The following is a 12,411-nucleotide window of genomic DNA, read 5'->3' as shown; positions in this document are numbered from 1 at the left end:
GTCAGGACTTTACCGAGTAGGACGATGTACCGGGGCACGGCTGCGCTGTTTGCCCATCTCCAGATTTTTCTCAATAGAGCGTCCAAACTGCTTGCTGGTATCCTGAATATTATCGAGGGCCTGTCGGCACTCTTGCGGTTCCCAGCCCTCATAGAGCGCAGCGAGGTTCGACATATCCGGCATAGGCCGTTCAATTCCGTATCTGCGGCAGAGGATATAGGAAATGCTCTGCGCGTCCAACTCGCACTCGCCGCGGTCATAGCTGGCATTGGCGCCTTTGGCATGGAAACGGCTGTGAGCCACCTCGGCGGTGATCGCCGCAAAGGCTTCGTTGTCGGGGTAGTCCGGGTTGATTGCCAGTTCCAGATTGGCCGAATCATAAAAGGCGGGCGCGGGAAGCTCCTTGTCAATGACCACCGGCACAACGGCATAATTCAGAACGGTGGTCAACGCCGCCTCCATTTCCTTACTGTCATTCTGCAAGGTGATCCGGGAAATATCCCGGCCCTGCGTCTGCTTGATGTCATAGGCATCCGCCAGCGTATAACCGCGCCCCATAGGAGAGCGGGCAAAAATTTTCACGCCGTTGTTCTTCTCGCTGTCCATAACGGAACGGTTCAGCGTTTTCCAGCGGTCACGGGTTCCGAACACGGTGGCCTCCGGGTTCCCAAACATCACCAGCGCGATATTGCCGGCGCTGTAAGAGGGGTTGTCCCCCTGCATCTCCAGATAGCGGGCGTATGCTTCGGGATTGCTGGTAATCTCCGTGATTCCGGCGTCCTGCATCGCCGTAGTATTTTCCCTCTCGGCCTGCTGGGCTTCTTTCCACTTCGTATCGTTTTCGGCCTTACGGCTCACGATCTGCTCCAGATTTGCCATACAAAAAATTCCTCCTGTTATCTTGATTTCTGCTGTGTGGGCTGGGAACGCTGCTTCGCCTGACCGTCCCGCATCCCCGCAGCGGTTTTCTGCAACACAGCCAATCGGCCTTTTACCGTGGGAATATCGCTGATTTTCTCAGCCGTATCAGTAGTCCTCGTCGTCTGGCTCATTCTCGATACTGTCGAGCCATTCCCGCGCTCTGGTGAGGAGTTCCCTTGTTGAGTGCGGGGTGCGTCTTTTTTTACGGTATCGTCCTCCTGCGTCTGCGTGGGGGCGGGATAGCCCCGGCGCTGCATGAACAGATTGACCGGGGATACAAAATCCGTATTGGTGACGAGCGCCACCACACCGTCATCCTCCTTTGTATCCCGGATCGCGGCAAAAAGGATGTTGGGTCTGGCATACTTGCGGAAATCGTTCAGATCCTCAGCCTTGATACAAAAGGTTTTCAGTTCCTTACCCTCCCGCAGCAGGCGCTTCATACTGGTTTTACCTACCAGCTTTTTGTTGTCCTTTGCTAAGGCATACAAAAAGGCGGTCAGGTTTTTACAGCCTGCCGCCAACAGCTTGATGCTTTCCTCCGTCAGCTGGATACTCTCCTTTACCATCAGGTCGGCCACTTCTCCACTTGCGTCCATTTTCTTTCACCTCCCGGTTTTCAAATATTCGATCAGATCCACCATCGTACACTGCGGGGCATACCGTACACAGCGGGTTATCAGCTGCTTGATGTGCCCCTCCCGCTGGGCATCAGGGAGCCTGTCAAAAAGGGCCACATCCCGGACAAGTTCAAAATAGTCCATCAAAACTACGCTTCCACGGTGGATGCTGCTTTCCATGTACTCCACATGAAGCGTCAGTGCCAGAACCGGCCAGCAGGTCTGTACCTCAAATAGAGTGAGAAACCCATTGGCATCACTGCCAGCGGTGTAGACCTCGGACAGGGGCATCAACCGAAAGCGGTCTTTCCGGGCCAGAAAGAGATAATCGTTGTATCGGCTCTGCTCCAAAATCTCCAACTCCGCCTTCAGGCTATCACGGTCAATGGGTTGGTACGTCGCGGTCAGCTCCAGCACTTTGTTCAGGTCTGCTTTTATCAGCTTTTTCATGGTCGCTCCTTTCCTTTGAAATTTCCATCTGTGCCCGCACCGTGGGAATATCGTTTTCAATGCGGGCGCACAGCTTCAGCTCCCGGCGCAGTACCCGCAGCCGTGCGGTGATCGTGCCGATCTCCTCGGAACAAGCCGTATCATCCGGGGCTTTTCGGCGCAGGCGGTACAAATCGGCCCGGCGGTCAGTCAGAGCGTCGATCTCCGCTTGCAGCGCCTCCTGCTGCATGGTCAGCTGCTCCACACTGTCGATGCGGTTTTTGTAAAGATAAAAGAACTGCTCTTGGTAGCGGTCAAACTTAATGGCCTCTGCCCGTGAGACTGGGGTCTTGCGCCGGGATGGCGGCTTCCTCAGCAGATAAAGATATTTCAGGTACAGAAGCCGGAAGCCCCGTGCGCGGCCTGCCTTTAATGGCAAACGGCCTTTCACACGGTAGCACCGCCCATAGGGGAAATACCGCTGCGGCAGGATAGGGGTATGGTCGCTGATTGGCGGCGCTGTGCCGATGCGGCTCTCCGTAAGACGGGAGAATATCTCCGCCTCGCTGTACCCGGCCCCCAGCTTGTCCAGCCGGAGAAATCGCGCACCGCCCGGCGGCTTGACCGCCGCATGGGTTACTTGGGGATACCGCTTGACTTGATAGCCCATTTTCACCAACTCTCCCCAAAAAGAACGCATGGTGTAGGCGTTGGCGATGGCGGTGTCTATGTCCGCACGGGCCAGCCCCCGGAAATTGGGCTTCCCCGCCTTTTCTGCCTCCCACTCGGCACGGCTGACGGATGGCTCACTGGATTCAATAATCGACAAGCCATGCTCCAGACAGATCGCATCCGATGTGCCCCGGATACCCACCCCTGAGCCGCCCAGCAAGTCCGAAATACGGTCACGGTACATGGAACCGTCCACAAAGGACACGCTGTTGAATACGATATGTGAATGTAGGTGCGCCTTGTTCAAATGCGTGGACACCACTACTTCGTATTTATCCGCCAAAAGCCGCTGTGCCAATTCGACGCCGATGGCGTGGGCCTGCTCCGGCGCGACCTCACCGGGGGCAAAGGACTGAATCACATGATAGCCCTTGCGTTTGCGGCTGGTCTTGCCCCAGCGGCGCTTGGTGTCCATCATGTCTGCGTAGGCGGTTTTCCGGTCACAGTTCAGCGCAGTTTCAAAGCAGTCCTGCTCGGTCTTATCCCTGTTCATGGCGTAGTCCAGCACCGTTTCCAGAGAGGTCTTTTCCTCGTCCTGCGTATAGCCCAGGCACCTGTCCAATCGGCTATGAATGACAATGATCTTCGTATACGCCATTCAAAGCCGCTCCCGCACCAATCGTGTGGCCTGCCGCACCAGATGCAGCGCTTCCGTGATCTCGTCACCGGTGGCTGCGCCCCTGGCGTTGGCTTGATGGGCCAACTGGTTGATGTTATTCCCGATGGCGGACAGCGCCCGAAGCAGGTCGGCATAGGCGTCAGGGGGACGAGGACGGAGATTTACGCCCATAATGAGCTGCCGTACCAACGGCTCCTTTTTCAGCCCGGTCACTTCTGCCTGTCGGCACAGGTGCGCGTACTCCGCGGCGTTCAGGCGAAGCGTCATTGTTTTATATGGCTTTATCGGCTTGTTCCCCCTTTCGGATAGATAGATTGTTTTTTTCTCGCACTTTGCGGGTTTGCGGAACGGTGCGGCCCGCTTCTCGCTCTGACCAATAGTCCGGGTGATACTGCTGGATGATTCGGTTGATTCCTTCTTCAAACTTTGCCGGGTCGCTGATTCGATCCGGCAGCGTCCACATCCCACGATTCAGCAGTTCACGAAGCACCACCTGCTCACAGCAATCCTCTTCAAACCAAAGGCAGCCGTTTTCACGAAAGCCGCATTTACGCGCGGCGACGGACAGCTCAAGATAGGCGGGCCATTCCGCCATGATGCCGCCGTGGCCGGGTGTTGTGATGAGGTGGATACCGGGATACAGCGTTTCAAGAGCCTGTATTTCGCCCCATGGCGAATAGTCGGTTTGCACAGGGACATCACTCTCCTTGTAAAAAATAATGCGTCTCGATTTGAGACACATTTCGACGGACGGCACGGGGTTTTAGGGGTACGCCCCTAACCAGCGGAATTTTGATGTCAAAATTCCATGCTGGCTGGGACAGCGACGCAGAGCGCCGCTGTCCTACCGTGTCGGGGAATATTTCTTTTTGATCGTGTGGTTTTCCTTTTGGGGATGCTATTTCTTAGGAGCGAGAGTAGGCACCTCCAGCATATCCGCGTCGTCCAAGCAGTCCAACAGGGCATCCACTTGGCCTTGATCCGGGCGTTCCGGCTCTTTAGTTGCTACCATGTAGCCCTGCATCAACTGTCCGTTGATGGAAAAGCGGTCTTTATGCTCTGTCGGGATTGGTGGGCATATCTCAACAAACAGGTCAGCGTAGGCTGCAATACGGCCTTGCAGATATTTCTCCATAGACGCTCTATCCCGGAAAATTTTTCTGTCCTGACCGGCTATCTTCCAGCCATCGCCGGAATAGTCCGGGTTATGCGGCGTGTTGAATGTAACTGACCATGTGAGTTCCCATGATTTCGGGACAGATTTTTCCAGCATCCTATCCCATTCGGTGTGTTCATACTCGCGCCATGAAAAGCGGTACACCATATTGCTCATTTCATGGTTGCCATATTCATTGACCGTCCATCGGTTTGAGGTATGAGGTGTAGGCGGCGTTTTGACATATTCCAGCGCCTTCATGTACTGTTGGGTCTGCTGTGCCTGTTTTGACCATACTTCCACTGCGGCATCAATACGCTGACATAGTTCTTTTTCACGGACAATACTCTCGGCTTTGCGTTCCAGCAATTCATCCACGCTGCACTCGATCAATTCACAAAAGCCATCGCGGCCGCGTTGAAAACTGATGTACTCGCGGACTTCCAACTCCCGCCCCGGTTCTAAACGGCTGTATCCCATGACACACCGCCTATCTTACTGGAACGGACTTTTTGCGTTCAGCCTTCTTTTCAGAAATATGCACTTTCGGCTTCTCCGCTGGAGGTACTGCGGCATCCACGTCATCCAGACAGGCCAGCAGGTCATCAACGGCCTTCTTGTTGGGTTCTTCCTTATCTGGTGGAGCCAGCGTGTACCCTGCCGCCAAATAGCCGTTGATACTGAACATCCGTCTGCACTCATTGGGGACTGGTGGGGAGATTTCTCGGAACAGGTGACAATACAGGTCAAACCGGCCTTGGATATAATGCTGTGCGGCCTCCATGCTGGGGTATTTTTTCTTATCCTGCCGCGCGACATAGATACTGTCTCCCCAATAATTCCGGTAGTTGCTGTCTGGCTGTTTAGGTGCGTTGTAGATGATTCCCCAGCTGACGAGGTAAACATCGGCGGCCTTTTCATAGGAGATTTTATATCGCATTTTATAGGTGCGGTTGCTGATCTCCCATATCCCGTTTTTGTCCTGTTTCCACTCATTGGAGGTATGCTCGACCTCTGGCGTTTGCAGATATTCCAGCGCCCGTTCCAGCAGCATCGTCTGTGCGGCCTGTTCATCCCACGCCGCCGCAAGTTTTTTTAGCTGGGCGTACAGCTCTTTTTCCAGCGTAATGCTGGCCTCCTTGCGCTATGTGACTTCCTCTCTCGTCAGCGTGACCAGCGGGGCGATATGAGGGCCGGCCCGCCAATCGTTGAAAGAAATGTTATGCAGGATCGTCATTTTCTGGCCGGGCGTAATATCGTCCTGATATGCGTTCAAATAATAAAAGCTGTCCTCACTGTCCTTTTCAGGCATGGGCTCAACACCTCCTATCTGGCCGGAGTGTCCGGCCCCTTTTTTGTTTTGGGCTGCCAGCCCTTTTGCAAGCGATGTTCCATCGAAATAACGCGGTACAATTCCGCCTCGCTTTTAGGGCAGCAGCGAAAATTCTGAATGGCTCCATACTCAAAGAAAATTTCTTCCCGCTGCTTTCTGTACTGCTCCATCGGCATACGAAACTTCTCCCCGGAGTAAAAAGTAAGCTCCACATCATCAAAGGGGATAGCTACTTTTATGACCCGCTGTACTTGATCCCGGTAATTCAGCTTTACCACATAGCCCATAGGCTCTGTGCCGTGCCGCCCAGTGATGGTGACGCGATAGGCTTCGATGCCATCGGGCATATCCGCATAGTGTGTCCAAATCTTATACCCGTCGCTGTCTCGGAGAAAGACATCCCGTTCCAGCACACACCATGTCCCGTTAGGGCGAGACATGAAGTAGAATATCCGTTCATCCATATAGGGGCTGTTCAGTGCGTCACGCAGTTTCTGAGCATCCAGTTCAAAATCTTTTCTGTAATGCTGCGTATTCCGGGACACCACTTCGTCCAGAAACGCGATCAAACTGATTTCTTTTCCCATAACGCACCTCATCGAATCGGTGCAGGACGGCGGGGTGCGGCTTTATGGAGCACCTTTTTCTTGGGCGGTCGTTTGACTGGGGATAGCCATTTGGCTTCAAAATCAGCCAGCGTCATACGCTCGCCGCAGAACTGGCCTTCAAAATCACCGGGGGACAAATCGAGATACCCATTGGGCGGAATGGGAACAGGGCTTGCGGTCAGGACGGTGCCGAAATGCTCCACCGTGATATGCCGGGCAAGCAGGCAAGGTTGGCTCCAATCCTGTTCACTGGTCTGCATATCATAGGCATACACGCCTTTGGGGATAGTGGTTCGGTCTACTCGGAGGGTAGTGAAAAGGCCGGGGATGCCTAAAATCTCCACGGCCTCATAGTGTTCTTTCCGGGCGTCAACTGCGCTCATAGGCATTTCTCCTTTTTGTTCGCTGTTTTTTCTGTGTAGGCGGGGGCAGTTCTTTCGGTGGGTCGATACCGTCGATCAGTTCTGCGGCGGTATTACGGATCAGTTCTAATGACGCTTTCAGCTGCGATAGATTCTTTCCGTGGCTCCATCCGGCCACATAGCCGAAAGAGTAATCAGCGGTATCAATCCCGAAATGCTGACAGACTACATAAGCCACGCTTTCAGCCTCCATTTCCCGGACAAAGCGCCGCTTGCGCTGTGGTGGTGTTTCACCGTCACCGTCCTCTATTGGTGCATGGAGTTTAGCGTGACTGACCTCATGAATCATGGTCTTGATGGTCTGCACCTGGCTCATATCCGGCTGCACCAAAATGCGCTGCTCTACGAAATTGCAGCAGCCATAGGCAGCGCCGGGAAAGGCTTCGATGTTGATAGGATAGGGGGAGAGAGCACAAATTGCCTCGGTCATACGCTCGTAGTCCGCCACATCTCCGGTCAGCTTATGGACAAGCTCCGACAGCGGCTTTCCCTCGGTCTGGCTCACATCGAACACGGTGACTGTCCGAAAACCTACGCGCTGCACCAGTTGGATGGTCGTGGCTGTGGAGCCGTCTGGGGCCGTTTCCTCCACTTCCTCCCGTCTGCGGTAAGGGCAGGGGGCGAGTATGGTGATGCCACGCTCGCCTCGCTTGACCTGTCGGCCAAAGTTCCTTCTCCAATCGTGATAACCCGCAACATGGGTGGCATTTGGGCATTGCATGAAAATCAGCATGGTATTGCCAAAGCTATAATGGTGGAATTTCGACATGGCAGTAAGATAAGCTGCGTATTGACCGCTTTGAAAAATATCTGACACGCCCTGCTCCAATTGATCTGTCAGCGCCTTCAGCCGTTCGCTTGGGGAAGTATATTCCTGCATGACAGCTCACTCCCGGCCCGGAGGGTCATTCCGGCCTTTCTCTTGGCCGGAGTTGCCTACCGCTTTGGGCTGAATTTTCATCGTGATGGGAGTATTGCCTGTTGCTCCAATCAGGATTTCAGCACAGTGAAATTCCTTCTTGTAGGCTTTGATCTGCGCTGCGGTCAAAGAGCAAAAATCTTCCTCACCTAAGCCGCACACAAAGAACGGGCCAAATACACCGCCATATCCGCCGGGAACGCTTCGGTTGTACGGCATCCCCAAAAGAATACCCTCATCATTGCAGACAACTGCGGCCCTATCCTCAAAGGGGTAGATGGCCTGAATCATTCCGCCTACGACCTCCTGCATTTCATCTAAGCCGTTGATCTCCGCCTCATACGGAGCATACCCCGGTTTAACAATTACAACCGTCATGCTCCGTCACCTCTCCGGCTCAGATTTCTTCTTAGGTTCCTTCTCGGTCTGCATCTTCATTTTCTGGCGTTCCAGCGCCTTTTTGCGGAGATCCATCGCCTCAAACATCGTGCGTTTGACGGTAGCAACTGTCGTTCCCTTCTCTGGGAAGTAGGGGCGCAGTTCATCGTCCTGAAAAGTGACCTTTAGCGGCGGATCGATCTCCCGCTTGGTGGGCGCGACGGACTTTTCGATCTTCTGCGTGGTCAGCGTACCGGCTCGACTTTCCTCTTTGAGCTTGACCGCCTCCGTCTTGGAGGGGACTTTCCCGCCCTCTTTTTCGATGGCGTCTGCAAGCGTTTTCTGCTCGGTGGGCTTCATGTGGGAAATCTGCTCGGCGGTATCCAGCGGCAGTTCCTTTTTATCCACCATCTTCTTCAGCGGCTCCTCCAACTGATTGACACGCATTAAGCGCTGCACGCTGGCACGGCTCATGCCTAAATCTTCTCCCACCTGCTCATCGCTGCGCTTCATCGGCTCCTTACCCGCCAGAATATCCGCCTTGGAGCGGCGTCCGGCCTTGCGTTTCAGTGCGTCCATTTTCATCTGTGCGGCACGGGCCAGTTCGGAGATAGGAATATCCTTACGGTGGAGGTTTCCGTCTACGCATTGGATCTGTGCGTCATCCTCGTCCACACGCTCGATCAGAACAGGAATAGGGTAATTCAGCTGTGCGCCGATGTCATGGCGGCGATGACCGGAAATGATCTCAAGGCCACCGTTGCGACCGGGCCGACAGAGGACAGGTTCACGAATACCATAGGTCTTGATGGACTCAAACAGGTCTTTATAGTCCTGCGTCTCACGGTTCACCGTAAAGGGATGATCCAGAAAGTCCTTCAGATATGCCGGATGAACGGCCATACTGTAAATTTCTCCCTCATTGGGGATGGGCAGCTTGAAAAAATCAGCTTCGGCAGGGGCATCCAGCCGGTCCTCAAACACCTTGGTTACGGCAGAGCCTTTCGGCCCATCTGCGGTACGGGTAGCCGTAGTAGCATCCTTCGGCTGTTCCGGCGATTTCTGCGTCACCGCCGCCTTGGCCGGTTCATCGGGCTTTTTAACCTCGTCAGGCTTGGTGGAAGCGACGGGAACATCAGCGGGCTTATCAGCCTTGACCGCCTTATCGTCCTTGGCGGGTTCGGCGGACTTCTTCACCTCGTCGGGTTTAGCGGGAGTAAGCGGAGCCGCAGCGGGCTTGCCATCCTTGGCTGCCTTATCGTCCTTGGCAGGTTCGGCGGGTTTCTTCACCTCGTCAACTTTGGCGGGAGCGACCGGAGCCGCAGCGGGCTTGCCATCCTTGACCGCCTTATCGTCCTTGGCGGGTTCGGCGGACTTCTTCACCTCGCCAGGCTTGGTGGGAGCGGCGGGAGCATCAGCAGGCTTACTGTCCTTGACCGCCTTATCATCCTTGGCAGGCTCGGCGGACTTCTTGCTCTCGTCAGGCTTAACGGGAGCAGACGGTGCAGCGGCGGGCTTGCCGTCCTTGATTGCCTTATCATTCTTGACAGGCTCGGCGGGCTTTTTCACTTCGTCAGGTTTGGTGGGAGTGACCGGGGCCGCAGCGGGCTTGCCATCCTTGGCCGCCTTATCGTCTTTAGCGGGTTCGGCAGACTTCTTCACCTCGTCAGATTTGTTGGGTGTGACCGGCGGCACAGCGGGCTTGCCATCCTTGGCTGCTTTATCGTCTTTGACAGGCTCGGCGGGCTTCTTGCTCTCGTCAGGATTAACGGGAGCAGACGGTGCAGCGGCAGGCTTGCCATCCTTGGCCGCTTTGTCATCCTTGGCAGGCACAGCGGGCTTTTTTACCTCGTCCGGCTTGGTGGGCGAAACAGCAGCTTTGGCAGGCTGGGTCGGAATGACCGGCGCCTTGGCCCCTTTAGACGGTTCAGCCGGTGCGGGAGTGGGCGGTGCTCCGGCAACAGGTGTCCGAAACGCACCAATCAGCGGGTTTTTCTTTTCGTTGGACATTGATTTACCTCCATATTCAAGTTTTATGTCGAAAAATGTGTCTCAATTTGAGCCACATTTTCAACCAAAATCAAAGGCCGAAGTCGTGTTGGACTTCGGCCTGATAGTAGTTATTCATGGTCAGCGGGGCGTTGAACAGCGTGGTGAGCAGGTATGCGCGGATATTACGGACTTGTGTGGTATTGCGGCGCAGACACTCAAACACATAGACCATCAGCGAGTAGTCCAGTCGGTAGAAGCGGGCTTGCACCTGTGGCAGCGGGATATTCTCACCGCCGATCCGTACCGTTGACTGTGTGGAACACATCACATCCGCCATCAGCCCCACGACCTCATCTACATCATCGGCATTGAACTGTTGACAAAGAAACGGGTACTCGATATTCTCTTTGATCTCTCTCAGATACTCGCTTCTATCCATCCATCCCGGCTGCTCGGAGAAAGGCGATGGATGGATAGATTGATTTTTATAGCTAAAATCAGTTTGATTAGATTCAATATAATTACCGTCTGATTTTCCGAAGTCTGCACTTCGGAAAAACGGAAGTCTTGACTTCGGATTATCGGAACTCTTGACTTCTGATTTTCCGACTTCTTGACTTCCGATTTTCGGAAGTCTGGGAGTCTCCTGCGGCGCAGGGGTTTCAGCAGGTACTCGGCGGGTAGTGAAGCGTTTGACATAGATTTTTGTTGGTCTGCCTTGCCCTTGCTTTACTCGCTCGATCAGACCGCAGCCTTTATCTGTATCCAGTTCGGACAATAATTTGACAGCCTTTTCGTGACCACAATTTAAGTCCTCTTGTATCTCATCCAGCGTGTAAAAAATATAGACCCGCCCAGCGTCATCGTACCAACCGTTCCGCGCTGACAGGCCCATTCGGTCAAGCAGGAGGCCATACAGCAGTTTCGCGTCTGTGGAGATTTTTTTGAACTGCTGCCCGGTGACAAGCTGGCGGGGGATGCGGTAAAAAGAAAATTGACTGCTTTCGTCTCCGTAGTAATAATCATATATCATACTCTCCGCCATGTCGATTTTCCTCCTTAACGCTGGAAAAAGGCATGAAAAAAGAGCCTGCTTTCATGGCAGGCTCTTATGTAAATGAGTGTTTCCAGCTGTGTATGTTGTTATTTTCTTTTGTGGCCTTTACACATCAACCTCGGCGGCGGCTTCCATCTTGAACTTATCCATAGCGGCGCGGGCCTCGGGAACGTTGATCTTATTGTTGTTCTTTGCAGACATAACAGTTTCTCCTTTTCAAATCTTACAGTGTTGTTTTTGGGTATCGCAAGCATAGTTTGACCCGGATACGCGCCGCTATGCGCGGGCAACATCGGTAAAATCTGCGTATTTTTCAAAATTCGCCAAAGCGGCAAGTTACAAAATCAATTGTATTTTTTACAGCTCTCTGCTATACTTAATTTCAAATGCAGACAGGATGAAAAGAGGAATGATTTTGGAGAATTTCAAGCAGGATCTGCTGGAAAACGGCTATTTCCGTCAGGAGGAGCTGATATTTGCCGACTGCGACCGCTATCAGCGGGCACGTATCTCCGGCCTTTTGAACAAGGCTGCCGCCTACGCCGGCTATGATTATGACGCCCGGGGGCTGACTCACGAGGTGCTCTTTGAAATGGGCGAGGTCTTTCTGCTCTCCCGGCTGGCGCTGCGAATCCACCGCATCCCCATGGCCGGAGAGGTGCTGGACATCACCACGATGGAAAACGGTGCCAAGGGCGCACATATGCAGCGGGTCTATGAAATGGCGGACCGCAGCGGCGCGGTGTGCGTATCCATCAAGAGCGACTGGATTTTGGTAAACCCCGCCACCCGCAAAATCATGCGCCCCTCCGCCTTTACCGCAAAGCCCCTGATGACCTGTGACCGCGTCATCGACTGCCCCGACACCAAAAAAATCGTCCTCCCCCACGAGGGACTGACAGAACTGGGACAGCGCACTGTCCGCTGGTCCGATCTGGATGGCAACGGCCATCTTTACAGCGCCAACTACGGCGACATTATCTGGGACTATCTGCCCCCGGCCCTTCAGGAGCGGGTTCCCCGTGAGTTTTATATCAATTACAGCCATGAGGCCCTTTTGGGCGAGGAACTGCGGCTCATGGGCTATCAAAATCCCGATAGCAGCTATCTTGTAGAGGCGCTGACACCCCGGGGCACCTGCTTTACGGCCCAATGCGTCTTTTGACATACCGCTCAAAACATCAAAAATCAAGCAGACAGCTTTCCGTTTTGCGGAAGGCTGTCT

General features: G+C 54.0%; 17 protein-coding genes. 1 reads left to right on the top strand and 16 read right to left on the bottom strand.

The window, feature by feature from the left end:
• Positions 1-9: 9 nt before the first annotated feature.
• The 16 genes from PY311_RS08020 to PY311_RS07945 all read right to left on the bottom strand — a co-directional run bounded on the left by PY311_RS08020 (position 10) and on the right by PY311_RS07945 (position 11,387).
• Positions 10-879, bottom strand: a complete 870-nt coding sequence (locus tag PY311_RS08020) for a hypothetical protein (protein WP_187013372.1) — start codon at positions 877-879, stop codon at positions 10-12.
• Positions 880-896: 17 nt separating this feature from the next.
• Entirely contained in the window at positions 897-1,520 is a 624-nt protein-coding gene (locus PY311_RS08015; protein ID WP_286148157.1) for a PcfB family protein, read from the bottom strand.
• Between the two features lie 6 nt (positions 1,521-1,526).
• Complete coding sequence (locus tag PY311_RS08010) at positions 1,527-1,991, bottom strand: hypothetical protein (RefSeq protein ID WP_286148155.1); 465 nt, start codon at positions 1,989-1,991, stop codon at positions 1,527-1,529.
• A complete protein-coding gene (locus PY311_RS08005) occupies positions 1,924-3,300 on the bottom strand; it encodes a relaxase/mobilization nuclease domain-containing protein (protein WP_286148154.1) in 1,377 nt (458 codons plus the stop codon). The genes PY311_RS08010 and PY311_RS08005 overlap by 68 nt, the downstream gene beginning before the upstream one ends.
• Positions 3,301-3,588: a plasmid mobilization protein gene (locus PY311_RS08000; protein WP_253285613.1), complete on the bottom strand. Its 288-nt coding sequence runs from the start codon at positions 3,586-3,588 to the stop codon at positions 3,301-3,303.
• Between the two features lie 4 nt (positions 3,589-3,592).
• Entirely contained in the window at positions 3,593-4,012 is a 420-nt protein-coding gene (locus PY311_RS07995) for a DUF7007 domain-containing protein (RefSeq protein ID WP_286148152.1), read from the bottom strand.
• Positions 4,013-4,219: 207 nt separating this feature from the next.
• Positions 4,220-4,957 (bottom strand): hypothetical protein, encoded by a 738-nt coding sequence (locus PY311_RS07990; protein ID WP_286148151.1) that lies wholly within the window; start codon positions 4,955-4,957, stop codon positions 4,220-4,222.
• Between the two features lie 10 nt (positions 4,958-4,967).
• Positions 4,968-5,606, bottom strand: a complete 639-nt coding sequence (locus PY311_RS07985; RefSeq protein WP_286148180.1) for a hypothetical protein — start codon at positions 5,604-5,606, stop codon at positions 4,968-4,970.
• A gap of 15 nt (positions 5,607-5,621) precedes the next feature.
• Positions 5,622-5,789, bottom strand: coding sequence for a hypothetical protein (locus PY311_RS07980; RefSeq protein ID WP_286148150.1), 168 nt, complete (start codon positions 5,787-5,789; stop codon positions 5,622-5,624).
• A gap of 14 nt (positions 5,790-5,803) precedes the next feature.
• Positions 5,804-6,397 carry a hypothetical protein gene (locus tag PY311_RS07975; protein WP_286148149.1) on the bottom strand — a complete coding sequence of 198 codons (594 nt, stop codon included), beginning with the start codon at positions 6,395-6,397 and terminating at the stop codon, positions 5,804-5,806.
• An 8-nt stretch (positions 6,398-6,405) separates the two neighbouring features.
• Positions 6,406-6,801 (bottom strand): LPD28 domain-containing protein, encoded by a 396-nt coding sequence (locus PY311_RS07970; RefSeq protein WP_286148148.1) that lies wholly within the window; start codon positions 6,799-6,801, stop codon positions 6,406-6,408.
• Positions 6,788-7,720, bottom strand: coding sequence for an ArdC family protein (locus PY311_RS07965; RefSeq protein ID WP_286148147.1), 933 nt, complete (start codon positions 7,718-7,720; stop codon positions 6,788-6,790). Before PY311_RS07965 ends, PY311_RS07970 begins: the two co-directional genes overlap by 14 nt.
• A gap of 6 nt (positions 7,721-7,726) precedes the next feature.
• Positions 7,727-8,137, bottom strand: coding sequence for a DUF3846 domain-containing protein (locus tag PY311_RS07960; RefSeq protein ID WP_286148146.1), 411 nt, complete (start codon positions 8,135-8,137; stop codon positions 7,727-7,729).
• A gap of 6 nt (positions 8,138-8,143) precedes the next feature.
• On the bottom strand, positions 8,144-10,147 hold the full coding sequence (locus PY311_RS07955) for a ParB/RepB/Spo0J family partition protein (RefSeq protein WP_286148145.1): 2,004 nt from the start codon (positions 10,145-10,147) through the stop codon (positions 8,144-8,146).
• A gap of 70 nt (positions 10,148-10,217) precedes the next feature.
• Complete coding sequence (locus PY311_RS07950; protein WP_286148144.1) at positions 10,218-11,174, bottom strand: replication initiator protein A; 957 nt, start codon at positions 11,172-11,174, stop codon at positions 10,218-10,220.
• Positions 11,175-11,291: 117 nt separating this feature from the next.
• Positions 11,292-11,387, bottom strand: coding sequence for a small, acid-soluble spore protein, alpha/beta type (locus PY311_RS07945; protein ID WP_286148143.1), 96 nt, complete (start codon positions 11,385-11,387; stop codon positions 11,292-11,294).
• A 208-nt stretch (positions 11,388-11,595) separates the two neighbouring features.
• Between PY311_RS07945 and PY311_RS07940 the strand changes: the two genes are divergently transcribed.
• Positions 11,596-12,351: an acyl-[acyl-carrier-protein] thioesterase gene (locus PY311_RS07940; RefSeq protein ID WP_286148142.1), complete on the top strand. Its 756-nt coding sequence runs from the start codon at positions 11,596-11,598 to the stop codon at positions 12,349-12,351.
• Positions 12,352-12,411 lie beyond the last annotated feature (60 nt).

The sequence above is a fragment of the Neopoerus faecalis genome (assembly GCF_029218125.1).
GTDB classification, from domain to species: domain Bacteria; phylum Bacillota; class Clostridia; order Oscillospirales; family Oscillospiraceae; genus Oscillibacter; species Oscillibacter faecalis_A.
This window is presented reverse-complemented; position numbering and strand designations above follow the sequence as displayed.

Coding starts and splice junctions, on each gene's coding strand:
- PY311_RS07990 (WP_286148151.1), bottom strand. CDS start 4,957: ATGGGATACAGCCGTTTAGAACCGGGGCGGGAGTTGGAAGTCCGCGAG.
- PY311_RS08005 (WP_286148154.1), bottom strand. CDS start 3,300: ATGGCGTATACGAAGATCATTGTCATTCATAGCCGATTGGACAGGTGC.
- PY311_RS07970 (WP_286148148.1), bottom strand. CDS start 6,801: ATGAGCGCAGTTGACGCCCGGAAAGAACACTATGAGGCCGTGGAGATT.
- PY311_RS07950 (WP_286148144.1), bottom strand. CDS start 11,174: ATGGCGGAGAGTATGATATATGATTATTACTACGGAGACGAAAGCAGT.
- PY311_RS07980 (WP_286148150.1), bottom strand. CDS start 5,789: ATGCCTGAAAAGGACAGTGAGGACAGCTTTTATTATTTGAACGCATAT.
- PY311_RS07975 (WP_286148149.1), bottom strand. CDS start 6,397: ATGGGAAAAGAAATCAGTTTGATCGCGTTTCTGGACGAAGTGGTGTCC.
- PY311_RS08015 (WP_286148157.1), bottom strand. CDS start 1,520: ATGGACGCAAGTGGAGAAGTGGCCGACCTGATGGTAAAGGAGAGTATC.
- PY311_RS07945 (WP_286148143.1), bottom strand. CDS start 11,387: ATGTCTGCAAAGAACAACAATAAGATCAACGTTCCCGAGGCCCGCGCC.
- PY311_RS08010 (WP_286148155.1), bottom strand. CDS start 1,991: ATGAAAAAGCTGATAAAAGCAGACCTGAACAAAGTGCTGGAGCTGACC.
- PY311_RS07960 (WP_286148146.1), bottom strand. CDS start 8,137: ATGACGGTTGTAATTGTTAAACCGGGGTATGCTCCGTATGAGGCGGAG.
- PY311_RS07940 (WP_286148142.1), top strand. CDS start 11,596: ATGATTTTGGAGAATTTCAAGCAGGATCTGCTGGAAAACGGCTATTTC.
- PY311_RS08020 (WP_187013372.1), bottom strand. CDS start 879: ATGGCAAATCTGGAGCAGATCGTGAGCCGTAAGGCCGAAAACGATACG.
- PY311_RS07965 (WP_286148147.1), bottom strand. CDS start 7,720: ATGCAGGAATATACTTCCCCAAGCGAACGGCTGAAGGCGCTGACAGAT.
- PY311_RS07955 (WP_286148145.1), bottom strand. CDS start 10,147: ATGTCCAACGAAAAGAAAAACCCGCTGATTGGTGCGTTTCGGACACCT.
- PY311_RS08000 (WP_253285613.1), bottom strand. CDS start 3,588: ATGACGCTTCGCCTGAACGCCGCGGAGTACGCGCACCTGTGCCGACAG.